This is a genomic window from uncultured Eubacterium sp., assembly GCF_937958975.1.
Classification (GTDB): domain Bacteria; phylum Bacillota; class Clostridia; order Lachnospirales; family Lachnospiraceae; genus Eubacterium_G.
The window spans coordinates 16,578-41,960 of the sequence record NZ_CALGRE010000043.1 but is presented as its reverse complement, the minus strand read 5'-3'; the positions used below and the strand labels follow the sequence as shown (position 1 = coordinate 41,960).

The window sequence follows — 25,383 nt, the reverse complement described above, 5'->3', positions numbered from 1 at the left end:
ATTATTTCCCTTCATATGTTACAACGGCATCTACTCTATAACCTTCAAGTTTCTTTCTTCCTTCAAGTCCTGCCAACTCCATCAGGAAGACGCAGCCTGCTACCTCTCCTCCTAATTTTTCAACCAAGTCGATTGCAGCCTTTACAGTACCTCCTGTGGCAATCAAATCATCCGCAATGACAACTTTCTGTCCCGGAGAAATCGCATCCACATGCATTTCAATCTCAGCGGAACCATACTCTAAATCGTATTTTTGGGAGATAGTTTCACATGGCAGCTTTCCTTTTTTTCTGACAGGTATAAATCCCTTATTTACAGCATATGCAATCGGAGTTCCAAAGGCAAATCCTCTCGCTTCTAATCCCACTACCAGGTCAAAATCTAAATCTTTTATTTTCTCTACCATAGCATCAATTGCTATTTTAAAACCCTCAGCATCCTGCATAACTGTTGTGATGTCTCTAAATATAATACCCGGTTCCGGAAAATCAGGTATACTCCTTATGTACTTTTCTACTTCATGCATTTTATCATCTCCTTTAAATAATATATATTTTTTTCTCAGATTTGTTCATTAAAAATACCAGACTTTTCTTAACAAAATCTGTCTATAACAATCTGTAAATTGGTTCTTCCATGATATTCATTGATTTCAGGATAATATGTAACCATAAATTCAATATTATTTTTTATTCCCTGTAACGCTTTATTGATTTCTTCCTCTCCAAACATTTCTCTCATATATGTCATAAAATTTTGCGCACTATTAAACTTTACGGCAGTCATTCGGTAATGATTACTGTTTTCCAAAACCATTTTTAACACGTTATTGTTTTTCCCTGCAATCTGCAATTTTATAAGCTTTAACTTTTTTTCGGCAAATACCGGTTTCTCATTTCCTTTTCCATATGGTTTTATAACATCTAATTGTTTTACAAAATCCATTGTAACATATTCTAACGGAAGCTGCATGTCAATCCACACTTTTAAATATAAATCTTCTTCCGATAAATTACAATTTTCATTGAGTTTTTTTCTCAATAACTCTATATTTTCCCTCTCTAATGATATTCCGGCTGCCATTTTATGACCGCCAAATTTTGAGAGTATATCTTTCACCTTTGTCAGTTCAGCATACATATCATACTCTTCAATGGAACGTCCTGAACCTTTCACCCCCTGCTCTGCATCCGTTAATATAAAAGTCGGCTTATTATATTGTTCCCGCACTCTTCCTGCAATAATTCCCGCAATGCTCTCGTGGCAGTTTTTAAGATAGATAACTAGCACTTTATCCTCTAAATCCTTAGCAATTTGAATTGCTTCTTTTGCCCCTTTATCTGTCATAGCTTTACGCTCTGCATTTAATTCCACAAGCTTTTTCGCATATCGCTCTGCTTTCACACTATCCTGACAGTCTAATAATTCAATGGCACATTTTGCTGTGTCCAATCTTCCGCTGGCATTTAAGCATGGTCCTATAATAAACCCAAAATGAAAGGAATTTAGATGATTCTTATCTAATTTACATTCTTCAATCAAAGTATTTATACCAATATCTTTAGAGTGCTTTAACTCTTCCATCCCCAATTTAACAACCGTTCTATTTTCTCCCTTTAATTCTACAACATCACACACCGTTCCGATTGCAGCATAAGGCAGAAACTTCCTCACTTCATTATTTCCCACTCCCATAGATTCATAAAGTGCTGAAATCAGCTGATAAGCCACCATTGCTCCACATAATTCTTTAAACGGATAGCTGCAATCCTGTTGTTTGTGATTAATTATTGCATCTGCATTCGGTATCAAATACTTTTTCATTCCCTCCTGCTCCTCAAAAGGTACCTCATGATGGTCTGTCACAATCACTGTCATTCCGAGGTTTTTCGCATATTGAATCTGATGATATGCGGCAATTCCGTTATCACATGTGAGAATCGTGTCCACATCATCATCAAATGCCTTTTTTATCAGCTTTTCATTGATACCATACCCATCCTCTATACGATGAGGAACAACAATATCGATATATGCTCCTCTCTCTCTTAAAGCTCTTAGAAGAATATAGCCCGACGTAATGCCATCAACATCATAATCACATATAATTCTTATTTTATTTCCCTGGCTTATTTTTATTCTCAAGATATCTACTGCCTTATCCATATCCTTAAAAAGCCACGGCGAACCTATATGAGATATATCGGCATTCAAATATTCATAGATATCTTTATCTTCTATAATGTCTCTGTTTCGTATTATTCTTGCAATCACAGGACTAACCTTATATTTTTCCGCTATTCTATTGAAATCTGCACGTTTTGTCTGCAAAAACCATTTTTCTCTCATAATTATATCCTTTATAATTACAATCACAAAAACGGTATCACCCGATAGGTGATACCGTTTCTAAAACTTTAACTATTTATCGTATTTCTTACCTTTCATTACATACCATAATGCACCTGTAATAAATACTGATGAATAAGCACCTGCAACGATACCTACCATTAATGGCAATGTGAATTCTCTGATTGATGATACACCCATTACATATATCATAAATACCATGATAAATGTCGTTAATGAAGTGTAAATACTTCTTGTGAGAGTCTGTGTAATACTCTGGTCAATCTTTTCAATCATTGTCTCGCCACGCTTCATTACAGCCTTATTTTCTCTGATTCTGTCGAAAATAACGATTGTAGCATTAATTGAGTAACCTACGATTGTAAGAAGGCAGGCAATAAATGTAGTACCTACTGTTACCCTTGACAATGAATAGAAACCGACAACGATAAGTACGTCATGAACCAATGCAATAACAGCAGCAAGGGCAAAATGTACGTTCTTAAATCTGAACCAGATATAAATCAACATGAAGATTGTCGCAATAATTGTAGCAACAACAGCATCTCTTCTCATTTCCGAACTAATCGTATCTGAAATTTCTGTATCATTAAAATTCTGTTTATCATCAACAGCCTGGTATTTATCAATTAAAAGCTTCTTAAAGTTAGTCATTTCTTCTCCTTCTAACTTCTTTGTCTTAATTGAGAATAATCCCTTTGTAGCTGTATCTTTCTGTCCCTGAACATCTGTTGTTCCAAGTAACTTTTCTATTTCCGGTTTAATTTCATCATTAAACTCATCAATTGTATAATCCTTATCAAACTGTACGCTTACAGAAGAACCGCCCTTAAATTCGATACTTAAGTTAAATGCTCCGTCTCCCTTTGCAGAATTAACAATAATTGAACCAAGACCTACTACAATAATCAAAATAGAAATAGCGAAACAAATTGTTTTTCTTTCTACAAACTTGATTGTCTTTTTAACTTTTTCTTTACCGTAGAATACAGGATTCTGGAATCCCATATAATATAACATCCATACTAAACCTCTTGAAATAACAAGTGAGGTAAATAATTGGATAAAAATACCAATTGCAAGAGTCATTGCAAATCCCTGAACGGTTCCTGAACCTCTCCAGAGAAGAACTAACGCCGCAATCAATGTTGTAATATTTCCATCGACAATCGCTGATGTGGCTTTCTTAAATCCTATCTTAATAGCACTCTTTACTGTCTTTCCTGCCGCTATCTCTTCTCTAATACGGGCATATATAATAACGTTAGCGTCAACCGCCATACCTATATTCAGGATAATACCCGCGATACCCGGAAGTGTTAATGTCAAATCAAATCCATTTAATGCGAGAAGCATTAATTCCAAATATGAGAATAAAGCAAAACCTGCTGCAAGACCCGGAAGTCTGTAAACAATTAACAGGAAAATAATTATAATGATAAAACCGATAATACCGGCTTTAATACTCTTTGATAATGCATCATTACCTAACTGTGCACTCTGTACACTATGGCTTAATTCATCCAATGAAAGATCAAGAGAACCAATCTTGATGTTGGAAGCCAATGTCTGTGCATCTTCGAGAGTGAAATTTCCTGAAATTTCAGCCTGTCCACCTGTAATTGCCTGATTGATTGTCGGATAGCTTAAAACCTCACCGTCATAAATAATATAGGAGGTATCGTTGACATGCTGTGATGTCATATCACCAAAAGCTGTAGTACCCTCACTGTTAAACTGAAGTGAAACTACGTTTTCAATCTTACCTGTATTTTCATTTGTTCTGGCCTGTCCAACTGCATCTGAAACGCTCTCTCCGGTAAGCCATACCTGATAATATCCATCATGCTGTCCGTTTGGCGTATCTTTCAACTGAATATATTCTTTATTTTCCAACTGTTCTTTCGTTGGTTCTGAATCTGCCTTTGTACAGAAATAAAGTGAACCCGGTTTTCCTAACTCTTCGAGAACTTTATCTGCATCATAAGCGCCGGGAATTTCAACTGTAATTCTATCATCGCCCTGTTTATATGCTGTAGCCTCTGTACTAAAATTATGGATTCTCTTTTCCAGTTTTCCTCTTGTAGCTTCTAAAGTATTGCTGTCTAACTTATTTCTATCTTCTTTTGCTACCTGGTATGTGATACTTACGCCACCTTTAAGGTCGAGACCCTGTGTAATATACTTAGCCTGTCCACGGTCCCCTATGCCAAACATAATAACGTAACCGGCAAATGCCATTACGGCAAGAGAAAGTATAAAGAATATCATTCCCTTTGTTTTGTTCATTCTAATTTTCATCTTATAACCTCTTTCCTACTAGTCGGCATCTGCCAATGCCGCTTTTATCATTATTGAGCATTCCACCCTTTTTTTCTGCATTTCACATCCAATATCATAAGCATCATTAATTGTGCCATGAAAATTATATGAATTTGCAGCACAACCTCCGCTGCAGTAAAATCTCGCGAAGCAGTTTTTGCATTTTTCTTTTGAATACACGTTGCAATTACTAAACTTTGTAATCAAGTCCTCCCTGACAATACCATCAGAAACATTACCCATCAGAAACTCTTCGTTTCCGACAAACTGATGACATGGATAAAAATCTCCCCATGGTGTAACAGCAAGATATTCTGTACCGGAACCACATCCTGACAATCGCTTGTAAACACACGGTCCCTGGTTTAAATCAATCATAAAATGGAAAAAATTAAAGCCCTTTCCTTCTTTTTCCCTTTTTATGTACTCAAGAGCCAGCTTATCGTACTCTTCCATAATTACAGGCAAATCTTCTTCCCTTATGGAATACGGGTCTTCTTCCGGACCCACGACAGGCTCAATCGACATCTGCTTAAATCCCAAATCGGCAAAATGTTTTACGTCCTCTGAGAAATCAAGATTATCTCTCGTAAATGTACCTCTCACATAATAATCCGTCTGATTACGGCTTTCTGCAAGCTTTTGGAACTTTGGAACAATCAAATCATAGCTCCCTTTCCCTGTCCGGAAAGGTCTCATATTGTCATTTACTTCTTTTCTTCCATCAAGACTTAAGACAACATTTGACATCTCCTTATTCAGATATTCCATAATCTCATCATTGAGAAGTACCCCATTGGTTGTCAAAGTAAATCTGAATTTTTTATTATTTTTTTCCTCCAATGAGCGGCCATACTCTACCAACTGCTTCACTACATCCCAGTTCATAAGTGGCTCCCCACCAAAAAAGTCAACCTCCAGATTCACTCTGTTTCCTGAATTTGCCACAAGAAAATCAAGTGCTTTCTTTCCGACCTCAAAACTCATCAGCTCTCTTCGTCCATGATACTCCCCTTCTTCTGCAAAACAATACTTACATGCCAGGTTACAATCATGGGCGATATGAAGACATAAAGCCTTTACAACGGTCTGACGCGTCTCTTTAAACTTTTCAACAAATGGCTGATAAATATCCTGGGTAAACAGCTGTCCATCTTCTTTTAACTGGTTTACTTCCTCAATAGCCTCTGTGATTTCCATTTCATTATACGTTGAATGTAACCTTGCTATTATTTCGTCCGCTCCCAGTTCCTCATATAAAGCAATGACATCATATGTAACATCATCAACAACATGGACTGCTCCACTGTTAACATCCATTACAATATTATATCCATTACTTTTGTACTGATGAATCACTGTAATGTCCTCCCTTTTTAACGCATTATAACAGAGTCGAAAATCGGCTCTGTTATAATAATCTGTGATACTATTTTCCTATTTGTTTTCGCAAGTCTGATTTCCTACTGTACATGATGTCTTACATGCTGACTGGCATGATGTCTGACATTCACCACAACCACCTTTTTTCATTGTGTCCTTTAATGTTTTTGCATTTAATGTCTTAATATGTTTCATGGTAATCCTCCAAATCTTTTTTGTGCCATTGCAATTTATGTAAAATAAGCACAATTCTTACGCTATTATAACACAATATACTATTTTTTCAAACGTTTTCTTTATCGGTTTTTCAGCTAATCATTCCTCCTATTGTTCCGGCACCGGTTGATACAATAATTCCCGACACAATTCCTACAGTTCCGGCTGAAACATTTCCTTTTGCAATAAATGCTACCGCTATAATAATTGCAAAATAGACAACTCCGGCAAGCGCTCCCCATAAGAATTTCTTTGTTTCCATGACTTTTCCCATAATAATCCCACCGCAAAAACACGATATTCCATATATTACAAGAATTAAAGTTTTTACTGTAGACAGAGATGGAGAAATTTTAAGTACAATAAAGGATACCACTGCCAGTAATATTGCACTTATTATCATTTCCGCCAATGTTTCTTTCAACAATGTCATTATTACTTTTTTCATACTCTACCTGCCGGTGATTTTACCAACCGGCTTTTCCCCTTACTATTTAAATATTTTTATATAATAATTTATATTTGTTGAACGTATATTTTATTACGGATTCTTGACTTTAATATAATGTTTTTGTACAATCATTGCTAACAGGCAAAACCTGGAATATTTTTTATAAGGAGAACTTTATGGGACCCAGTGACATAGCCTTGCTATGCATATTATTAATTTTATTATTATTCTCGGCATTTTTTTCTTCTGCCGAAACTGCTCTTACCACAGTCAACAAAGTACGTTTAAGAATGTTGATTGACGACGGTAATAAAAAAGCTGTGATTCTGGATAAAGTATTAGAAAACTCCAGAAAAATGCTCAGTACGGTTCTAATTGGCAATAATATTGTCAACATAGCAGCCTCGTCTCTCACAACAATATTTACGCAGAATGTTTTTCATGTAAGCTGGATTGTGAGTATCGGTGTCGGTCTGCTCACGCTTACAATTATTATTTTCGGAGAAATAATTCCTAAGACAATTGCTACGATTCATGCAGAGTCTATGGCTCTTGCATATGCAAAATATGTAAGATTTTTTATGATAATTCTTACACCTTTTATTTTTGTCTTAAATGTATTTTCGAGTTTTATGCTTAAAATATTCCGTGTCAACATTAATTTAAATTCCGCTTCTATTACAGAAGATGAACTCCGTACCATAGTTGGTGTGAGTCAGGAAGAAGGAATCATTGAAGAAGATGAATTTGATATGATTAATAACGTATTTGACTTTGGAGATACATGTGCAAAGGATATTATGATTCCAAAGATTGACATTACAATGGTTCCTATTGATATTACTTATAACGAATTGTTAGACGTAATAAAGGAAGATAAATACACTCGAATGCCAGTCTACAAGGAGGATACCGATAATGTTGTAGGAATTATCAATATAAAAGACATGATTATAAATGAGGTTGATAATTCTACTTTTGATATCAGAAAGCTTATGCGTGAACCTTATTACACTCACGAAAAAGAAGAACTGAACGACCTTCTGATTGAAATGAGGAATAAGGAACCCGGTATGTGTATCGTCTTAGATGAATACGGACAATGTGAAGGGCTCATTACATTAGAGGATATTGTGGAGGAAATCATCGGTGATATCCATGATGAATTTGACGAAGCAGAAGAACAGGTTTTAAGACAAATTGGTGACCACGAGTATATCGTTGAAGGTTCAATTAATCTGGATGATTTTAATGATCAGCTGGAGACCAATATTGACTCTGAAGATTATGAGTCGCTTGGCGGACTTATTATTGAACATCTGGACCGACTCCCAAATAAAGGAGATTGTGTCACTATTGATAACTGCCGGCTTACTGTTATTAAAATGGACGACAAAAGAATTGATTTAGTAAAAGTCGTTGTTGAGCCTAAAGAAGAATCTAATTTAGAACAAGATAATACAGAATCTGAAATTACTGAGGAATAATTTTTTTCTCTGATTTCAACGTATAATAAAAGGAGCAGTCACTGCTCCTTTTATTATGTAAATTATTTCATTAGGTTTTTCCCATAATCGAATCCGACTGCAAAACAATATTGAGAGGATAACATAAACAACATCGCCAGACCAATTCCAAAAAATAATCCGGTAAAAACACGCTTTATGTTATCACTTTCATAGTTTGTTCTCGCCTGTATCATGCCATCTGTTATAAGAGGTATCAACATTATAAAAAATACCCAAACCGGTAATCTGCTAAGCAGAAAATATAAAAATGGAGTCAATATAATTCCAAATAATTCCCCTGTGCATCTGGCACATAGGGGAAATTGTTTTCCTTTCACAAAAAAGGAACGTTCCGGTCTCTGATGACATCCAAATACTATCGGAAGCCATTTACACAGCCATGTTTTCACATTACATACCTAAAGCTGAAAATGCTCCAAAACTTACTCCTGCTACAATCATAATTATGTAATAAACAACAGAAATACCTACACTTACTAATGCTCCAATACCGGCAGCCTTTGCTGTCTTAGGTTTTGAATCTTTCCAGACAAGGAATAAAATCAAACCTACCAAAGGGATACAACATCCCAACAATCCCCAGCCAAATCCACCATTATCTGTTACAGGTGCACTATTATCTGCTGTGTTCTTTGTAGCAGCTCCACAGTTTGGGCATGCTACTGCATTGTCATCAATTTCTTTTCCACAACTATTACAATACATATCTTTCTTCCTCCTGTATTTTATTATAGAATATTTACTCTCAAATTATACCATATATTGTTTTGATTTCAATACAAACAGAATATTTTGTCAAAATATGTATTATAATTTTTCCCATAATTTTCCCTGTTGTTCTTCACAATATTGACAGCTGTAAAAGCCTTTCTTTTTATCCGTCAGTACAAAAATATGGTCTAATTCCTGCTCAATGGATGTAATACATCTCGGATTCTTACAGTGTAATACATTCACAATCTTTTCAGGAAGTTTTAACTCTCTCTTTTCTATTAATTTCCCTTCACGAATGATGTCTACGGTAATATTGTGGTCAATAAAGCCTAAAATGTCAAAATCAACAATATCTAAAGGACCTTCCACTTTTATAATATCTTTTGTTCCCATTTTCCCACTTCTGGCATTTTTTATAATAGCAACCTGACAGTCCAAATCGTCTAAATTAAGATAATGATAAATAGCCATGGCACGTCCCGCCTGAATATGGTCCAACACAAATCCATTTGTAATCTCATCTATATGCAGCATCTATACTTCCACCTCCAATAATGTTAAAATAAGTGCCATTCTGACATATACACCATATTGTGCCTGTTGAAAATAAACCGCCCTCGGGTCGTCATCTACTTCTACGGATATTTCATTTACTCTTGGCAGTGGATGCAGTACAAGCATATCCTCTTTTGCCAGGGACATTTTCTTTTTGTCCAATATAAAGCTGTCTTTTAAACGGATATAATCTTCCTCATTAAAAAAACGTTCGCGCTGAACTCTTGTCATATATAATAAATCAAGCGTTCCGATTACATCCTCAAGCTTTGTCACTTCCTCATACTCTGCTCCCGCTGCTTCTATATTTTCTATGATATATTTCGGAACTTTCAGCTCACTTGGTGAAATAAGAACAAATTTAACATTTTCATATCTTAACAATGCATTGATTAATGAGTGAACCGTTCTGCCAAATTTCAAATCACCACAAAGTCCAATTGTTATATTGTCCAATCTCCCTTTTAACGATTTAATCGTAAGCAAATCAGTCAATGTCTGTGTTGGATGCTGATGTCCTCCATCTCCCGCATTGATAACAGGGATTCCTGATTTTCTTGCCGCCACAAACGCCGCTCCTTCTTTCGGATGCCGCATAGCACAGATATCAGCATAACAGGAGATAATCTGAATGGTATCGGATACGCTCTCTCCTTTCGAAGCGGAACTTGATGTTGCCTCGGAAAATCCCAATACATTACCGCCTAAATTCATCATCGCTGCCTCAAAACTTAGTCTTGTTCTTGTGCTTGGCTCATAAAAAAGAGTAGCCAGTTTCTTACCTCTACAACTCTCTTTATATTTCTGAGGATTTTTTTCGATATCGTCGGCAAGATTTAAAAGTGTATCCAATTCTTCTACCGTAAAATCCAATGGACTAATTAAATGTCTCATTTCACCCTCCATTCGTATTTTATTCTATAAATTTCTGTGTGCATTTTTTTGCTATTAAGATGATACCCGATTCAGTATAATTATTCAAGAGAATCACTTCTGTTTTTTATCTTTTTAACACTTAAATTCTATATATTATTTTATATTTCTGATATAATTATATAAAAGTTTATTTTATAAAAGATTGGAGATTATATGAGCACTGAATATAAGAATTTATGCGATTACTTAAATGCCATAAGAGAAAGGATTCACTTTTCCCCGAAAATTGCTATCGTATTAGGCTCGGGATTAGATGGATTATGTGATTTTATTGATATAAAACATTCCATCAGCTACTCTGATATTGATAACTTTCCTGTCACTACCAATGAAATGCATAAAGGACAATTTATTTTCGGATATATTGAAGATGTACCCATTGTAGCCATGCAGGGGCGCCTTCATTACTATGAAGGTTATACTATGAATGAAGTTGTGGCTCCAATTAGATTAATGCGCATGTTAGGCGCTCAAAAATTGATACTCTCCAATGCCGTAGGCGGGATTAGCGAACATTTAAATGTCGGGGATTTAATGTTAATCAAAGACCATATCTCCTGTTTTATTCCATCACCATTAATAGGAGAAAATATAAAAAAACTGGGAACCCGTTTTCCGGATATGACGGATGTATATGACAAAAATTTAAGAAAAAAAATTATGCAGATTGCTTCAGATATTCATTTGGATTTAAAACAAGGTGTTTTTCTTCAGACAACAGGTCCCAATTATGAAACTCCTTCAGAAATTCGCGCATACCAAACTCTGGGCGCCGATGCTGTGGGAATGAGTACAGCCTGTGAAGCAATGGCAGCTGTCCACTGTGGATTTCAGGTTTGCGGCATCAGCTGTATAACAAATAAAGCTGCCGGAATTACCGGACAGCCTTTAAGTGATGAAGAAGTTGGTATCATTGCATCAAAAGCAAGTGATAAATTCTGCAAATTGGTAAAACAAATCGTAATTTCCATTTAATTCTACAAAGTGAGTAAGACTGTAAGCCGGGTTATGTCGTGGATAATCATCTATCTAGGCGTATTGTTACCAATACGCTCAAGCGACCTACCCGAAAGCTGGCGGGCAACCATATGCTTTCTGCTCAGTCTTGCTTCAGATGGGGTTTACATTGACCTTTGATGTTACCACCAAAGCGGTAGTCTCTTACACTGCCATTTCATCCTTACCTTTCAAAGGCGGTTTTATTTCTGTTGCACTTTCCTGGGAGTCACCTCCACCGGCCGTTAACCGGCATCCTGCCCTGTGAAGCCCGGACTTTCCTCTCCTGCGTCCTTTCGGCAATAGCAGCAGCGATTATCTGTCTTACTCACAATTATCTAAATTATCACAACACTTCTATATTTTCAAGATTTTTATTTACTGATGCGTCAATCTCATTCCATTTTATACCGGAAAAATGCTTCCACCGACAAACTCACTCAATATAGAATTTTTAGGTATATTCTCTTTTGGAAGCGCCAACACATAATCTAAAAACTTCAATAGTCTTTTTGCTTCAAGATATTCATTTGTCCCCTCCGGCACACTAAATAATGCCGGTTCTGCATATGTCTTTAACACTGATAATTCATACACCATAGCGGAATTAAATACTGCGTCAGCGCTATCCTGATACGGAAAAATATTATTTTCCTCCCCTCTCCTGACACGTTTCCACATTTCAATTGTACTCTCCGCAGAAGTTCCTCTTGTCCGCACATCTCTTACAATTCTTCTCAGAAGTCTCCAGTCGGATGTTGCAATCCTATTGTGTTCATCAACATTCAAAGGCGTCAGAGCGCTGACATATATCTTGTATTTCTTATCCATAGGCAAACTGTAAGACATAGCATCATTGAGACAATGTATCCCTTCTATGACTAAAACGTCCTCCTCGCCTAACTGTAAATATTTCCCATTAAAAACCCTTTTTCCAACCACGAAATCAAAATCCGGCAATTCAACCAGTTCTCCCAATAAAAGCGCTGTCATCTGCTCATTAAAAAATTCCACATCCAACGCTTCAAGCACTTCATAATCCCTTTTTCCTTCTTCGTCTAAAGGTGTATCTTCTCTATTGACAAAATAACTGTCTACAGGAATGGTATGCGGCTTCAACCCCTGAGCCATCAGCTGTATTGACAATCTATGAGAAAATGAAGTTTTTCCCGAAGAAGACGGTCCTGCAATCATAACCACCTTAACATTTTTCTTTGATGCAATATCTGTTGCAATATCTGCAATTTTTTTCTCCTGAAGCGCTTCCTGGACAAGCATTATATCATTAATTGTTCCATTTGTTATCTTATCGTTAACCTGGCCGATTGTGGAAACTCCCAGTTTTCCCGCCCACGAAGTAGTTTCTTTTAATACATTAAAAATCTTTATTTGAGGAATAAATTCCGGAACAATTACAGGATTTTCTTTGACGGGCAATTGCAGTACAAATCCCTCATCATAAGGTATCAGGTCAAAATATTTCAATTCTCCGGTAGAATATGCCATATATCCATAAAAGTAATCCTCAAACCCCTCTATTTTGTATACCTTTACAGTCGATGCTCTTCTGTATTTTAAGAGATGCTCTTTATCCTTCATACCATATCGTCCAAATTTTTCGATAGCCTTTGAGGCGGATAATGCTTCCTTTGTAATTAAAATATCTCTTTTTACGAGATTTCTCATCTCCTCCTTTACCTGCCTCACAAAGAAATCATCTACTTTTACGGTTCCGTAAACCTTGCAATAATATCCCTTGCTGATGGAATGTTGAACAGATATCTTATCTACATTCTGCCTTCCTGCCACTTTATAAAAAGCCTTTAACATCATAAATGTAACACTTCTTCTATAGCACTCATTTCCGATATGGCTAGCTGTTGTCACAAACTTTATTGTACAGCTCTCCGTCAAAACTTTAGATAATTCACATAATTTTCCGTTACACACTGCCAATATAATATTATATTCATAGAATTTCCTAAACTCTTTTGCAATCTCATATATGGTTGTTCCATCCTCGTATTCATATGTGACATTTCCAATATTAACATTAATCATAAATGCTGTATGCCTCCCTGTTTAAACTAAGCACTTGTTCTATCTGAACGATGTTTTTACTTTTGCTCTTTTTCATTGTATTCAATATATGTTCAAATTTTGTATATTCTTTTTCTAAAAACTGTTTTAAAACTTTATCTTTCTTTCCCAACAGTATTTTACCATACTTTTTTTCCACCTCACTATATTCTGTCGTTTTTTGAGCAGTTTTTGCCCTAAGAACCGTATAATATTTTCCACCGTCCACTAACATTTTTTCATCTATAATTTCCCAGTTATGGACAATAAGATAATCTCTCACCAAATCCACACGTCTGTGAGGAGATAAAATCAATTCTTCGATACCATGAATATTTTCTCCTCTCGAAAGAATATTTACAATCAAATCTCCTCCCATTCCGGCGATAATCACACTCTGTGCCATAAAATCTTCTAACTTATCCATTCCATCTGATTTTATAGTCTTTATCTTATCTCCAAACCCTCTTATTTCTATATTGTTCCGTGCAATATCAATCGGACCTTCATTGATGTCCATAGCATATGCTCTTTCACAAATATTATTTTCTATAAGATAAATAGGCACATACCCATGGTCTGTGCCTATATCTGCAACGATATTTCCTTTCGTAACCATTTTTGCTACCGTCTTTAATCTCTCTGACAACATCTTCTATCCCTCTCGCATAACACTAATTTAGTGTGATATGAATTTTTTGCAGTCTGCTCTGTTCTTTGATAATACCTTGAAGCTGATTAATGTCTGTGGCTGCCGCCGCTTTATAATCCAGACTCTCTTTTTTTATTTTATAAACAGCATCATTGATAGCTCTTTCCTGTTCACTCAAATCCAAGTTCGCCCGAATCGGTGAAACGAATAATTCTGCCACTTTTTTATGTTCCGATTCCTCACTAAAATAATTCATAATCTGAGCCGGATTCGCCTCTCCCCGCTCCATCTGTTCCCAAAACAAACTGGCAACTTTTTTATAAAATTCATCAATAAAATCATCCGGAGATATTACTTCTGCGACTCTGTAAAACCAGTTTTGTCTGTCAAGCAGATATGCCAATAAGATTCTCTGTGCCTGTACGGATGCATCTTCTTTTTTCACCTTTGCAGCTATCCTAGGTTCATCATTCATCTTATCTTCTTTTCCCACATAAGTAAGACCTGTTTTTTTTACTAATTTTGATAATCCCTCTCTCGGAATATGAAAAGCATCACAAATTGCCTGGAGATAATTGTCCCGTTCTATTTCATCCTTAAAATCTAAAAGCATCTCTGCCACTTTTTTATGAAACGCAGTCTTCTCCTGAGGATCTGAAAGGTTATACTTTTTCTGTTCTACTCCCACTTGAAAAATAAAATAATTGGAAGCATTCTTAATCCTTTCTTCGTATGCCTCCCTGCCCAGTGCCTTGATAAATTCATCTGGGTCTTTATATGGTCTCATATTCAAAACTTTCACGGCAAGACCTGCATCTCTCAGATAAGGTATCGCTCTCAGTGCTGCCTTAATACCTGCCTCATCACTGTCAAATGTCAGCACAACTTCTTTAACATACCGCTTAATAAGTACCGCATGCCTGGAAGTAAATGCTGTACCAAGCGCTGCCACCGCATTATTGAACCCTGCCTGGTGCAGACTGATGACATCCATATAGCCCTCACAGATAAGCATATAATCTTTTCGTGAACTCCTTGCTGCATTTAATCCGTATAGATTCCTGCTCTTATCGAACACCTTTGTTTCAGGGGAATTGAGATATTTCGGTTTTCCCTCCCCCATAACACGTCCACCAAAAGCAATAACTCTGTTGTTGGCATCCATAATGGGAAACATTACCCTGTTCCAGAATTTATCGGTGACTCCCCGCTTTTCATCAAAGGTAAATAATCCTGTCTCTTTCAATTCTCCATCGTTATACCCTTTTTTCTTTAGATACTGATATAAATTACTACTATATTTATCAGAATATCCCAAACCAAACTTTACAATAGTCTCATTAGATAATTCACGTCCTGCCAAATAGTTATATGCTGTTTTTCCTCTCTCTGTCTTTAAAAGATAGTGATAATATTTCGCTGCTTCTGTATTTATTTCAATAATCCTGGTCTTTAAATCTTTTTCCCGACGTGCCTCTTTTGAATATTCCATTTTGGGAAGCTCAATCCCGGCTTTCTCCGCCAAAAATTCCATTGCCTCAATAAAGGTATAATTCTCGTATTTCATAAGAAAAGAAATGACATTTCCACCTTCTCCACATCCAAAACAATAATACATCTGTTTATGAGGAGACACAGAAAAAGAAGGTGATTTTTCATTGTGAAAAGGACATAAACCAAAATAAGAACTTCCTTTTTTCTGCAATTTTACATAATCACCTATCACATCAACAATATCGTTTTCTGTTCTCACCTGCTCAATAATATCTTCTGAATAAAACACACTGTCCTCCCGTTTCTGACATCACATCGTCCATGATTTCGGAACAAAAATCTTTTCAAAAGTAGCAACGGAAAATTGGTCGCTCATTCCGGCAATATAATCACACACCACCTGTTCTTCCTGTTCTCCACATTCCTGTATCAAATAAATAAACTCTTCCGGCATCTCGCCCACATGATGTAAAAAATAATCAAAAAGTACTTTTAGCATTTCCGCGGCACGTTCTTCCTCACTTTTAGCACATGGATTTGTATAAACATGCTCAAACATATAACTTCTAAGTCCCATCATGGCACTTCCCACTGCCTCTGACATAGAGATATCACTCTTTTCATAACTATTTACCACAATATCATGCACCATCTTGTCCAGACGTTTCTTTGTAGTATTCCCCAGTACCTCTGTATACGCCGCAGGCAAATCCTTTTCGCTGATAATCCTGCCTCTGATTGCATCATCAATATCATGATTAATATACGCAATTTTATCAGATAATCTTACCACCTTCCCCTCTAAGGTCGATGGATTCCCACTGGTTCTATGATTTAAAATGCCATCTCTGACCTCTTTTGTAAGATTTAATCCATTTCCGTTGTTTTCTAAGACTTCAACCACCCGAATACTCTGTTTATAATGTTGAAATCCAAAACTGCAAACCTGATTCAATGTCCTCTCCCCTGCATGACCAAAAGGCGTATGCCCCAAATCATGACCAAGGGCAATCGCCTCTGTCAAATCTTCATTTAAATCAAGGGACTTTGCTATCGTTCTGGCAATTTGGGATACCTCTAACGTATGCGTAAGACGTGTACGATAGTGGTCCCCCATCGGAGCCAGGAACACCTGTGTTTTATGCTTTAGGCGCCGAAATGCTTTACAATGAATAATCCTATCCCTGTCTCTTTGATACACAGTTCTGATATCACACTGTACTTCTTCCCTGTCTCTTCCAAGACTCTCGCTGCTCAGTGATGCATAAGGACTAAGATATTGTTTTTCTAACGCTTCATTTTTTTCTCTGATATTCATGAAATCCCCTCCGAAAACGGTCCCTCTCCACTATCGTTATTTCTGTGAGTATTATACAACAATTTTATATAATATAAAAGGGTGATAAAACTTTTTACAAAAAGGTGTTGACACAATTTCATTATTATGGTAATATTTTTCTTGCGTTTAAAACGTATGCGGAAGTGTCGGAACTGGCAGACGAGCAAGACTAAGGATCTTGTAAGCATTGCGCTTGTGTGGGTTCAAGTCCCATCTTCCGCATTAGTATGTATAGAATGGAAGTCTTAAAGGCTTCCATTTTATCTATACTATATAACATCATCTTTAACTTACAGGCAGTTGTGGCGGAATTGGCATACGCGCATGATTCAGGTTCATGTCCATATTACTTGGGTGTGGGTTCAAGTCCCATCAACTGCATAAAAGGGACTTTTTCAAGTCCCTTTTATCTTTATTATATCGCATTATTTTTCATGATTCGTCGTGGTGGTTTCTTCCATTGTTGTCGTCTCTTCCTCTATATCTTCAACGGACTTAGAAAAACCATCAACAATATCTGATGAAATGACATATACATTTTCATCCCCTTTTACCATCATATAATACAGAGACTCATCATACGGATTTGCATTTCCAATATAAACGACAAGTTCTTTTTCATCCTTATCCACGATTCTAATTGTATTGGTCGAAGCTGCCATTTCATCATCTGATTTGATAAATCCATAATCTTCTTCATGGCTTACACTCTCAATTTTTTCTTTGGCAATTACTTCCACCAACTTAGACAACATCTCTTTCTCTACAACATCACTGTCTATTTTTGCTTTTTCGTCCCCTAATATGCTCCATTTCTTATTTTCTTGTTTCAGCTTTATCACTTTATTTTCATGCACATACGATATCTCTTTGATTTCCTTGTAATCATGCAAAGTAAAGGCAACGATTTTATCTGCACTCTCTTTGTCCTTTTCAGCTTTTGCAAACTGATTATTTATAACAAAATATACAATAATACACACAAGCAATATACATGCAATCACACCAAATTGTCTCATCTGCTTTTTCATTAACACTTTCTCCTTCTCACCCAGACTATAATTCCTGCTGCTAACACAATCACAGGCGCTACAACTGCAAGTAATATACCAAACAATCTTGTTCCTGATTCGGTAACTGTAAGTGTATCACTTGTAAGGCTTTTTGCGGGTACCGATATTGTTGTAACATCTGTATCAATATATTCTTTCAATGCGTTATTAACTATCTGAGTATTAGACCCCTGTACCAGCGTATCCATCGTATCGGAGAGTGAATATACTGAGCCAAACACTAAAATATTGGACGTAATATTGGACTCCGTTTCGTTGGAACTGTCTGATTTCTTCTTTTCTTCATCCTCTGTGGAATCATTTCCTTCTGTTGTTTTTGTCACTGCAGCTACCGTGTCAAAAGGACCCTCTTCGTCTCCTTTCTCTTTTTCATAGGACTTTGCATTTGCTGCATTCGTCTTTAAAACAGAATCCTTAGAACTTGATGCGAGTGCTGTATATGTTATGCTGCTATCTTTACTGTCAATCTGTTTCAACCCCACGGTATATGGTGTAAACACATAACTTGTGAGACCTGTTGCATATCCCGTAATTCCCTCCGCAAATGCATAAAACGGACCATATTGCGGTGCATAAAAGGAACTATTATTTTCAGCTATTATTCCGGCTTTCACCTCAACATTATATTCCTTTAAAATAGAATAAAAATTTGGTTTATCTGTGCCTATACTGGCCATACTTTCAATTCCAATAATTGCATTCCCCCCTTTTGCAAGATATTCTTTTACAAGAGTTGCTTCATCCTCTGTATAGTCTGTTTTTGGTCCCAAAAGAAGCAATGCAGAACACTCATCATTTGGAATTGATTTCATACTTAACAATTTTATCTGCTCTATCTCACAATTATATTTTTGAATAATATCTGTGAGATTATTTAAAGTACCAAAATTTGTAGTGTCAAGAACCGCTTCATCGTGTCCTTCCACTTGATAAATTTTATATGTATTCTCTGTTCTTACATAAGCAATAGCACTGTCTAACTGCCCTTCACAATCATAAGATGATGCACCTGACTGTCCTGAATAATAATAAGAATAATTATCCGAAATATATATATCATTATAATCTACAACTTTTGATTTTTTTGTTTTGTCATTATATACGATAATACTTCCTGCTGTCGGCGCTGTATCTGTAAACTCTTTATAAAAGTTAGGATATCTCGTTGTATCTTTATATTCCACATGAATATGCTTAGAATTTGTTTGATATCTTTCTAATGTCTTTTTTACTGTTGCATCTGCATTCGCTTCTGATGACATTACATAAAAAGTAATATCATTGTCCAAATCTTTTAACATCTTCTTTGTATCATTAGAAATAGAGTAAAGCGAAACTGCTGTCATATCCTGTGTTGCCCATGCTGCTCTTGATGTAACACTTCCGGCAATCATATTTAAAAACACAACAAGCACTACTACTACCGCAATAAACCCGGCGCTGAAAATACCTGTGCCGATAAATTTCTTTGAAATTTCCCATCTTCTCTTTTGAATAGACTGACAGGTAAGAAATAAAAACAATATAATAAGCGATATGTAATAAATGACATCAGATAATGTAATAATCCCATTTAAAAAATTTTGCATTGGAGTATATAAATCAAAACATCCAAGTATTTTCGTAAATATATTTCCATCAGAAGATATTATGCTTGTGAGAGACCCCATCAGGTAGCCAAGAAGCAATACTACAATACTTAAAATAGCTGAAATTACCTGACTCTCTGTCACAGAAGAAATAAACATACCTATCGCAATAAAAGCCAGACCATATAAGAACAACCCCAATATGTTTGTGTATGCTGTCTTAAATATAATAGTCCCAAATTGCGACAAAATTAACGGATAAAGACACATTACCAATATCGGAATAATAAATATTGTCGCAAGGGCCAAAAATTTACCAAAAACAATTTTTCCGACAGATACCGGTGCAGTGAGAATTAATTGGTCTGTTTTCAATCGTCTCTCGTCTGCAATAATTTTCATTGTCAGTATAGGAACTGTAAATACAAGAATAAACAGGCTTTGATACACTGAGTACATACTTGTCATTCCATTCTGCAAATTGTAATACACAAAAAATATACCTGCTATCAATGTGGTAACAGCAATAAAGAGACATGCGATAACCGATGTAAAATAAGATTTTAATTCTTTTTTATAAATTGCAAACATTAGTTAATCTCCTCCTGTTCTGATATGTTTTTTAAAGCCTCTACTTCTTCGTAAATATCTTCTTCTGTAATCACTTTTTGCTCTCTCTTTTTTCTAAAAACCGCTCTTTTTTTCTTTTCAGGCGGTGCATACTCTTTTGTCAATTCAATAAATATGTCCTCAAGCGTTTTCTGTTTAAAATGCATCTCGAGAATTGGCATCTTTCTTTCCGCACACATATAAAAAATCTTATCCCTGATATCTCTTTTTCCATCGCATACAACCTTAATCCGCACACATTGATTGTTTTCCGCTTCCATTATCTTATAGCTTTCAATCTCAGAAAAACTTTCCATGATAGATACAGCTTCGCTCTTATCGCCTTTCATTTCCAACTCTAAAACATTCTCTCCCGCAAGCTGCTCTACCAATTCTTTTTCACTTCCGGCAGCTACAAGCTTTCCTCTCGAAATTATATAAATATAATCACATACTTCGCTTATTTCAGACAAAATATGTGAACTTAAAATAACCGTATGATATCTCCCAAGCTCTTTTATTAACTGCCTTATTTCAATAATCTGTTTCGGGTCAAGACCAACTGTAGGCTCATCTAATATAATAACCTCCGGCATACCAATCAACGCTTGGGCAATCCCGATTCTCTGTTTATATCCTTTAGACAGATTTCTGATAAGACGTTTTTCAACCTGCGTTGTCTTTGTCATATCAAGAACATCAGATATGTTTTTTTCCCGCTCTCTCTTAGGAATCTTTTTTAATTCCGTTACAAACGCAAGATATTCCCTTACAGTCATATCCTGATAAAGAGGTGGTATTTCCGGCAGATAACCAACACATTTTTTTGCTCTCTCCGGCTCTCTAAAAATATCGTATCCATTAATTTTAACCGTTCCTGACGTGGAACCTATGTATCCTGTAATAATATTCATTGTGGTAGATTTACCTGCGCCGTTGGGACCTAAAAATCCATATACTTTACCCTTTTCAATTTTTAAATTCAAATTATCCACAGCTACATTATCACCATATTTTTTGACGAGATTTTCAATTTCAATAACACTCATCTCTCTGCCTCCTATCCGTTAACTATTTGCAATAAAATTTCTTGTCCGCAAAATCACAATACATAATAAGTATATTTTACTTATGTGTTTTTAATTAGTAATATTTGTGATAAAAACCAGTATTTTCTGTGTTCAAATTGTGAACTTAACAAACTGTACTTTTACTCATCACTTATACAAAAAAAGACTTAAAGCATTTTTCTGCCTTAAGTCTTTTTTCTTTGTATTATTTATACTATTATGCTAATTTTGTCTTGGCAACTTCTACTAACTGTGCAAATCCTTCTGCATCATTTACTGCCATTTCAGCTAACATTTTTCTGTTCATCTCTACTCCTGCTAATTTAAGTCCATACATAAATTTGCTGTATGAAAGACCATTCATTCTGGCAGCAGCATTAATTCTTGCAATCCATAACTGTCTGAACTGTCTCTTTTTCTGCTTTCTACCTGCATATGAGCTTGTTAATGCTCTCATAACTGACTGTTTTGCTACTCTATACTGTTTTGACCTAGCTCCTCTATAACCTTTAGCCAGCTTTAATACTCTATTATGTTTCTTTCTAGCGTTCTGTCCGCCTTTAATTCTTGCCATTTCTATCTCCTCCTACTTTAGATTATAAATAAGGTAAAATCTTCTTCATATTCTTTACGTTTGTAGCATCAGTTGTTGTTGCTTTTCTAAGATTTCTTTTTCTCTTAGCTGATTTTTTTGTTAAGATATGTGATTTGTAAGCTTTATTTCTTTTAAGCTTTCCTGTACCTGTCTTTTTGAAACGTTTTGCAGCTGCTCTGCTTGTCTTAATTTTTGGCATGTCTTTTTCCTCCTTAAATATCTTCTAAAAGCTTAACGCTTTTTTTCTAAAAACATTGTCATGTTTCTGCCTTCTAATTTTGCTGCTTTGCTAATCTGTGCTATATCTTCTAACATTTCTGCAAAGTCATCTAAAACATGTGCACTACTACTAATGTGAGCCATTTCTCTTCCTCTAAAACGAAGAGTTACTTTTACCTTGTCACCTTTTTCAATGAACTTTCTGGCATTGTTTGCTTTAGTCTTTAAATCGTTCATCTCAACATTTGGTGAAAGTCGAATCTCTTTTGTTTCAACAACATGCTGTTTTTTCTTGGCTTCCTTTTCCTTTTTCTGCTGCTCGTATCTGAATTTTCCATAATCCATAATCTTACATACAGGTGGTTGAGCCTTTGGAGCAATCTTTATCAAATCAAGTTCTGCCTCGTCAGCTAACTTCTGAGCGTCCCTTGACGACATAATACCTAACTGCTCTCCATTTGTTCCAATCACACGAACTTCTCTGTCTCTAATTTGTCCGTTAATCATTAAATCGCTAATAGTATTGCACCTCCAAATAAATTTCCCATCTTTTTTCATATCACCATATAAATTATAGAAAAAAAGTGGATAACCTAAACAGATTATCCACATAAAATCAAACAAAAAATAAATATATTGTTTGTAAATTTATAAACCTCGATTCGCCTCAAGCGTCTGGGTGAGAGTGGATACTCTGCTTTATTTTTACAACATGAAGTATTTTACCACTCTCAACTTTATTTGTCAATAGGTTTTCCTGCAAAACTATTTTTTAAAAATAGCTATACAGCTCTTATTATCTGCAGCCACACTCAAAACTTCCACACTCTGTCTGGCTCTGGTCTGTTGCACCATTTCCCTGAATTGTAATCTGTTCCGCATGACATTTACAATTATCATTAAATGTACAATTTACGGCATGGCACTTTATATCCAATCTGTTTTCAGGTCCACAATCACAATGTTCCGTTTTCGATGTTGCACTGTCACGTTTTTCTCTGAAATCACTACAGTAAGTCGCATCTGTGACAATTGCCTCTGTTCCTCCTACTTTAATGCCCTCACGGCAACATTTTGAACTTTTGTTATAATAACAATTCTTTACACTACAATTTAACTTTGTCATAAAAAACCTCCACAATATTTTATTTCGGAAAATCCGATTATTATTATTGTGGAGATTTTAAAAATAATTATTCAAAATACAAAATTTGAATTTAATACAAAATTTTAATTGTTATTTTCTTCTTTTCTGATTTCTTTTGTATCAATTTCTTTACAAATCTGCTGAATAAATTCATCCAAAGGCTTTACACCCTCATCACCGGCAAATCTGCTTCTTACTGACACTGTTCTATCCTCTTCCTCCTGCTGTCCCACAACTAACATATAAGGAAGCTTATCGAGTCTTGCCTCTCTAATCTTATAACCGATTTTTTCTGAACGGGAATCCACTGTCACATCAATATGTCTTGCCTTTAATTCTTTTGCAACCTTCTGCGCATACTCCTCGTATTTTTCAGAAATAGGAAGAACTCTCACCTGCTCCGGACAAAGCCAGGTAGGGAATTTTCCGGCATATTTTTCAATCAGCCATGCGAGTGTCCTCTCATAACATCCCATCGAGGTTCTATGAATAATATAAGGTCTCACCTTGTCTCCATTTTCATCAATATAATACATATCGAATTGTTCGGCAAGCAGAGCATCCCATTGAATCGTAATCATAGTATCTTCTTTTCCGTATACATTTTTTGCATTAATATCTACTTTTGGTCCATAAAAAGCAGCTTCTCCCACATCTTCCGTAAATTCTATTTCAAGGTCTGTCAGTATTTCTCTGATATGCTGCTCTGTCTCTTCCCAAACTTCAGGCTCTCCAATATACTTTTCTTTATTATCCGGGTCCCACTTGGAAAGGTGATATGTCACATCCTCCTCCACTCCAAGTGTCTGTAGACAATATTTTGCAAGCGCCAGACAATTCTTAAATTCCTCTACCATCTGGTCAGGTCTTACAATTAAATGACCCTCAGAAATAGTAAACTGACGAACTCTTGTAAGTCCATGCATTTCGCCGGAATCTTCGTTTCTAAACAATGTAGATGTCTCACTATATCTCAACGGTAAATCTCTGTATGACTTCTGACTTGCCTTATAAACATAGTATTGAAATGGACATGTCATTGGTCGGAGTGCCATAACTTCTTTATCCTTTTCCTCATCACCAAGCACAAACATACCGTCTGTATAATGATCCCAATGTCCTGATATTTTATATAAATCTGATTTTGCCATTAACGGAGTTTTTGTTCTTGTATATCCCCACTCATTATCTTCTAAATCTTCAATCCATCTCTGAAGTTTCATAACCATCTTTGTTCCCTTTGGAAGCAGCAAAGGAAGTCCCTGTCCAATGACATCAACAGTAGTAAAAAGCTCCATTTCTCTACCTAATTTGTTATGGTCACGATTTTTCTGGTCTTCTAACATTTCAAGATGTTCCTTCAACGAGTCCTTGTTGTCAAATGCCGTTCCGTATATTCTTTGCAGTCTCGCTTTATCGGAATCTCCCCTCCAGTATGCCATAGATGAGGATATTAATTTAAATGCTTTTATTCCCTTTGTATTCATAAGATGTGGACCTGCACACAAATCCACAAATTCTCCCTGACTATAGAAAGATATCACAGAATCCTCCGGCAAATCCTTTATCAATTCAACTTTATATGGTTCGTTTCTATCTTCCATATATTTAATTGCATCTTCTCTAGGAAGAGTGAATTTTTCTAGTTTTGCACCTTTTTTTATTATTTTTTTCATTTCAGCTTCTATTTTATCCAAATCATCTCTAGAGAAAGGCTCGCTTTCAAAATCATAATAAAAGCCATCGTCAATAGACGGTCCAATTGCCAACTTTGCATCAGGATATAGGTTTTTCACTGCCTCCGCCAATACATGAGAAGTTGTATGTCTATATGCGGCCTTTCCTGCTTCGTCGTTAAATGTCAAAATATTTAATGTGCAGTCCTTGTCAATCGTAGTTCTCAAGTCGACTACTTCGCCATCCACTTCACCTGCACAGGCTGCTCTTCCTAATCCACCTGCAATATCAAAAGCAATATCATTAACTGTCATTGCCTCTGCATATTCTTTTACTGAGCCATCTTTTAATGTAATTTTCATCGTTCG

Annotated in this window: 24 protein-coding genes, 2 tRNA genes and 1 other RNA gene; 4 read left to right on the top strand and 23 right to left on the bottom strand. The window is 35.9% G+C overall.

The window, feature by feature from the left end:
• Position 1: 1 nt before the first annotated feature.
• The 6 genes from Q5O86_RS07595 to Q5O86_RS07570 all read right to left on the bottom strand — a co-directional run bounded on the left by Q5O86_RS07595 (position 2) and on the right by Q5O86_RS07570 (position 6,739).
• The gene (locus Q5O86_RS07595; RefSeq protein WP_302626535.1) at positions 2-526 is read right to left on the bottom strand and encodes an adenine phosphoribosyltransferase; all 525 of its coding nucleotides are present in this window, start codon (positions 524-526) and stop codon (positions 2-4) included.
• Between the two features lie 68 nt (positions 527-594).
• Complete coding sequence (recJ, locus tag Q5O86_RS07590) at positions 595-2,349, bottom strand: single-stranded-DNA-specific exonuclease RecJ (protein WP_302626534.1); 1,755 nt, start codon at positions 2,347-2,349, stop codon at positions 595-597.
• Positions 2,350-2,421: 72 nt separating this feature from the next.
• Complete coding sequence (gene secD, locus Q5O86_RS07585) at positions 2,422-4,671, bottom strand: protein translocase subunit SecD (RefSeq protein WP_368074755.1); 2,250 nt, start codon at positions 4,669-4,671, stop codon at positions 2,422-2,424.
• An 18-nt stretch (positions 4,672-4,689) separates the two neighbouring features.
• Positions 4,690-6,051 carry a thioether cross-link-forming SCIFF peptide maturase gene (gene scfB, locus Q5O86_RS07580; RefSeq protein ID WP_302626533.1) on the bottom strand — a complete coding sequence of 454 codons (1,362 nt, stop codon included), beginning with the start codon at positions 6,049-6,051 and terminating at the stop codon, positions 4,690-4,692.
• A gap of 78 nt (positions 6,052-6,129) precedes the next feature.
• Positions 6,130-6,270, bottom strand: coding sequence for a six-cysteine ranthipeptide SCIFF (gene scfA, locus Q5O86_RS07575; protein WP_021952875.1), 141 nt, complete (start codon positions 6,268-6,270; stop codon positions 6,130-6,132).
• A 112-nt stretch (positions 6,271-6,382) separates the two neighbouring features.
• On the bottom strand, positions 6,383-6,739 hold the full coding sequence (locus tag Q5O86_RS07570) for a TIGR04086 family membrane protein (protein WP_302626532.1): 357 nt from the start codon (positions 6,737-6,739) through the stop codon (positions 6,383-6,385).
• Positions 6,740-6,918: 179 nt separating this feature from the next.
• Between Q5O86_RS07570 and Q5O86_RS07565 the strand changes: the two genes are divergently transcribed.
• A complete protein-coding gene (locus tag Q5O86_RS07565) occupies positions 6,919-8,229 on the top strand; it encodes an HlyC/CorC family transporter (protein ID WP_302626531.1) in 1,311 nt (436 codons plus the stop codon).
• Between the two features lie 62 nt (positions 8,230-8,291).
• Here the strand turns inward: Q5O86_RS07565 and Q5O86_RS07560 are convergent, their stop codons facing one another.
• The 4 genes from Q5O86_RS07560 to pyrB all read right to left on the bottom strand — a co-directional run bounded on the left by Q5O86_RS07560 (position 8,292) and on the right by pyrB (position 10,434).
• Positions 8,292-8,660, bottom strand: a complete 369-nt coding sequence (locus tag Q5O86_RS07560; protein ID WP_302626530.1) for a DUF2085 domain-containing protein — start codon at positions 8,658-8,660, stop codon at positions 8,292-8,294.
• Position 8,661: 1 nt separating this feature from the next.
• The gene (locus tag Q5O86_RS07555) at positions 8,662-8,976 is read right to left on the bottom strand and encodes a zinc ribbon domain-containing protein (protein ID WP_302626529.1); all 315 of its coding nucleotides are present in this window, start codon (positions 8,974-8,976) and stop codon (positions 8,662-8,664) included.
• A gap of 102 nt (positions 8,977-9,078) precedes the next feature.
• A complete protein-coding gene (locus Q5O86_RS07550) occupies positions 9,079-9,519 on the bottom strand; it encodes an aspartate carbamoyltransferase regulatory subunit (RefSeq protein ID WP_302626528.1) in 441 nt (146 codons plus the stop codon).
• Positions 9,520-10,434, bottom strand: coding sequence for an aspartate carbamoyltransferase (pyrB, locus tag Q5O86_RS07545; protein WP_302626527.1), 915 nt, complete (start codon positions 10,432-10,434; stop codon positions 9,520-9,522).
• Between the two features lie 195 nt (positions 10,435-10,629).
• On the opposite strand from pyrB, the gene Q5O86_RS07540 reads away from it, so the two are divergent.
• Positions 10,630-11,451: a purine-nucleoside phosphorylase gene (locus Q5O86_RS07540; protein WP_302626526.1), complete on the top strand. Its 822-nt coding sequence runs from the start codon at positions 10,630-10,632 to the stop codon at positions 11,449-11,451.
• A 6-nt stretch (positions 11,452-11,457) separates the two neighbouring features.
• On the opposite strand, the gene rnpB is transcribed toward Q5O86_RS07540, so the two are convergent.
• The 5 genes from rnpB to Q5O86_RS07515 all read right to left on the bottom strand — a co-directional run bounded on the left by rnpB (position 11,458) and on the right by Q5O86_RS07515 (position 17,015).
• An RNA gene (gene rnpB / locus Q5O86_RS07535) (RNase P RNA component class A) lies at positions 11,458-11,803 on the bottom strand.
• 74 nt (positions 11,804-11,877) lie between these two features.
• Entirely contained in the window at positions 11,878-13,533 is a 1,656-nt protein-coding gene (locus Q5O86_RS07530) for a nucleoside kinase (RefSeq protein ID WP_302626525.1), read from the bottom strand.
• Positions 13,526-14,203 carry a class I SAM-dependent methyltransferase gene (locus Q5O86_RS07525; protein ID WP_302626524.1) on the bottom strand — a complete coding sequence of 226 codons (678 nt, stop codon included), beginning with the start codon at positions 14,201-14,203 and terminating at the stop codon, positions 13,526-13,528. Before Q5O86_RS07525 ends, Q5O86_RS07530 begins: the two co-directional genes overlap by 8 nt.
• A 22-nt stretch (positions 14,204-14,225) precedes the next feature.
• Complete coding sequence (gene dnaG, locus Q5O86_RS07520; RefSeq protein ID WP_302626523.1) at positions 14,226-15,986, bottom strand: DNA primase; 1,761 nt, start codon at positions 15,984-15,986, stop codon at positions 14,226-14,228.
• 21 nt (positions 15,987-16,007) lie between these two features.
• The gene (locus Q5O86_RS07515; RefSeq protein ID WP_302626522.1) at positions 16,008-17,015 is read right to left on the bottom strand and encodes a deoxyguanosinetriphosphate triphosphohydrolase; all 1,008 of its coding nucleotides are present in this window, start codon (positions 17,013-17,015) and stop codon (positions 16,008-16,010) included.
• 158 nt (positions 17,016-17,173) lie between these two features.
• Here Q5O86_RS07515 and Q5O86_RS07510 point away from each other — a divergent pair.
• Positions 17,174-17,258 (top strand) — tRNA-Leu (locus Q5O86_RS07510).
• A gap of 74 nt (positions 17,259-17,332) precedes the next feature.
• Positions 17,333-17,417: transfer RNA gene (locus Q5O86_RS07505), tRNA-Leu, on the top strand.
• Positions 17,418-17,461: 44 nt separating this feature from the next.
• Here the strand turns inward: Q5O86_RS07505 and Q5O86_RS07500 are convergent.
• From Q5O86_RS07500 to thrS, 8 genes are all read right to left on the bottom strand, one after another.
• Positions 17,462-18,067 (bottom strand): DUF4340 domain-containing protein, encoded by a 606-nt coding sequence (locus tag Q5O86_RS07500; protein WP_302626521.1) that lies wholly within the window; start codon positions 18,065-18,067, stop codon positions 17,462-17,464.
• Positions 18,067-20,289 carry a Gldg family protein gene (locus Q5O86_RS07495; protein ID WP_302626520.1) on the bottom strand — a complete coding sequence of 741 codons (2,223 nt, stop codon included), beginning with the start codon at positions 20,287-20,289 and terminating at the stop codon, positions 18,067-18,069. Before Q5O86_RS07495 ends, Q5O86_RS07500 begins: the two co-directional genes overlap by 1 nt.
• On the bottom strand, positions 20,289-21,356 hold the full coding sequence (locus tag Q5O86_RS07490) for an ABC transporter ATP-binding protein (protein WP_302626519.1): 1,068 nt from the start codon (positions 21,354-21,356) through the stop codon (positions 20,289-20,291). The genes Q5O86_RS07495 and Q5O86_RS07490 overlap by 1 nt, the downstream gene beginning before the upstream one ends.
• A gap of 238 nt (positions 21,357-21,594) precedes the next feature.
• Positions 21,595-21,951, bottom strand: a complete 357-nt coding sequence (gene rplT, locus Q5O86_RS07485; protein WP_302626518.1) for a 50S ribosomal protein L20 — start codon at positions 21,949-21,951, stop codon at positions 21,595-21,597.
• 22 nt (positions 21,952-21,973) lie between these two features.
• Positions 21,974-22,171 carry a 50S ribosomal protein L35 gene (gene rpmI / locus Q5O86_RS07480; protein ID WP_005359362.1) on the bottom strand — a complete coding sequence of 66 codons (198 nt, stop codon included), beginning with the start codon at positions 22,169-22,171 and terminating at the stop codon, positions 21,974-21,976.
• Positions 22,172-22,203: 32 nt separating this feature from the next.
• A complete protein-coding gene (infC, locus tag Q5O86_RS07475) occupies positions 22,204-22,698 on the bottom strand; it encodes a translation initiation factor IF-3 (protein ID WP_302626541.1) in 495 nt (164 codons plus the stop codon).
• Between the two features lie 289 nt (positions 22,699-22,987).
• Positions 22,988-23,317: a DUF1540 domain-containing protein gene (locus Q5O86_RS07470; protein WP_302626517.1), complete on the bottom strand. Its 330-nt coding sequence runs from the start codon at positions 23,315-23,317 to the stop codon at positions 22,988-22,990.
• A 104-nt stretch (positions 23,318-23,421) separates the two neighbouring features.
• Positions 23,422-25,377, bottom strand: coding sequence for a threonine--tRNA ligase (thrS, locus tag Q5O86_RS07465; RefSeq protein ID WP_302626516.1), 1,956 nt, complete (start codon positions 25,375-25,377; stop codon positions 23,422-23,424).
• Between the last annotated feature and the right edge of the window lie 6 nt (positions 25,378-25,383).

What these genes read in the sequence shown, in the direction of transcription:
- Q5O86_RS07595 (WP_302626535.1), bottom strand. Translation starts at nt 526, where the DNA reads ATGCATGAAGTAGAAAAGTACATAAGGAGTATACCTGATTTTCCGGAA.
- recJ (WP_302626534.1), bottom strand. Translation starts at nt 2,349, where the DNA reads ATGAGAGAAAAATGGTTTTTGCAGACAAAACGTGCAGATTTCAATAGA.
- secD (WP_368074755.1), bottom strand. Translation starts at nt 4,671, where the DNA reads ATGAAAATTAGAATGAACAAAACAAAGGGAATGATATTCTTTATACTT.
- scfA (WP_021952875.1), bottom strand. Translation starts at nt 6,270, where the DNA reads ATGAAACATATTAAGACATTAAATGCAAAAACATTAAAGGACACAATG.
- Q5O86_RS07570 (WP_302626532.1), bottom strand. Translation starts at nt 6,739, where the DNA reads ATGAAAAAAGTAATAATGACATTGTTGAAAGAAACATTGGCGGAAATG.
- Q5O86_RS07565 (WP_302626531.1), top strand. Translation starts at nt 6,919, where the DNA reads ATGGGACCCAGTGACATAGCCTTGCTATGCATATTATTAATTTTATTA.
- Q5O86_RS07555 (WP_302626529.1), bottom strand. Translation starts at nt 8,976, where the DNA reads ATGTATTGTAATAGTTGTGGAAAAGAAATTGATGACAATGCAGTAGCA.
- Q5O86_RS07550 (WP_302626528.1), bottom strand. Translation starts at nt 9,519, where the DNA reads ATGCTGCATATAGATGAGATTACAAATGGATTTGTGTTGGACCATATT.
- pyrB (WP_302626527.1), bottom strand. Translation starts at nt 10,434, where the DNA reads ATGAGACATTTAATTAGTCCATTGGATTTTACGGTAGAAGAATTGGAT.
- Q5O86_RS07540 (WP_302626526.1), top strand. Translation starts at nt 10,630, where the DNA reads ATGAGCACTGAATATAAGAATTTATGCGATTACTTAAATGCCATAAGA.
- Q5O86_RS07530 (WP_302626525.1), bottom strand. Translation starts at nt 13,533, where the DNA reads ATGATTAATGTTAATATTGGAAATGTCACATATGAATACGAGGATGGA.
- Q5O86_RS07525 (WP_302626524.1), bottom strand. Translation starts at nt 14,203, where the DNA reads ATGTTGTCAGAGAGATTAAAGACGGTAGCAAAAATGGTTACGAAAGGA.
- Q5O86_RS07515 (WP_302626522.1), bottom strand. Translation starts at nt 17,015, where the DNA reads ATGAATATCAGAGAAAAAAATGAAGCGTTAGAAAAACAATATCTTAGT.
- Q5O86_RS07500 (WP_302626521.1), bottom strand. Translation starts at nt 18,067, where the DNA reads ATGAAAAAGCAGATGAGACAATTTGGTGTGATTGCATGTATATTGCTT.
- Q5O86_RS07495 (WP_302626520.1), bottom strand. Translation starts at nt 20,289, where the DNA reads ATGTTTGCAATTTATAAAAAAGAATTAAAATCTTATTTTACATCGGTT.
- Q5O86_RS07490 (WP_302626519.1), bottom strand. Translation starts at nt 21,356, where the DNA reads ATGAGTGTTATTGAAATTGAAAATCTCGTCAAAAAATATGGTGATAAT.
- rplT (WP_302626518.1), bottom strand. Translation starts at nt 21,951, where the DNA reads ATGGCAAGAATTAAAGGCGGACAGAACGCTAGAAAGAAACATAATAGA.
- rpmI (WP_005359362.1), bottom strand. Translation starts at nt 22,171, where the DNA reads ATGCCAAAAATTAAGACAAGCAGAGCAGCTGCAAAACGTTTCAAAAAG.
- infC (WP_302626541.1), bottom strand. Translation starts at nt 22,698, where the DNA reads ATGATTAACGGACAAATTAGAGACAGAGAAGTTCGTGTGATTGGAACA.
- Q5O86_RS07470 (WP_302626517.1), bottom strand. Translation starts at nt 23,317, where the DNA reads ATGACAAAGTTAAATTGTAGTGTAAAGAATTGTTATTATAACAAAAGT.
- thrS (WP_302626516.1), bottom strand. Translation starts at nt 25,377, where the DNA reads ATGAAAATTACATTAAAAGATGGCTCAGTAAAAGAATATGCAGAGGCA.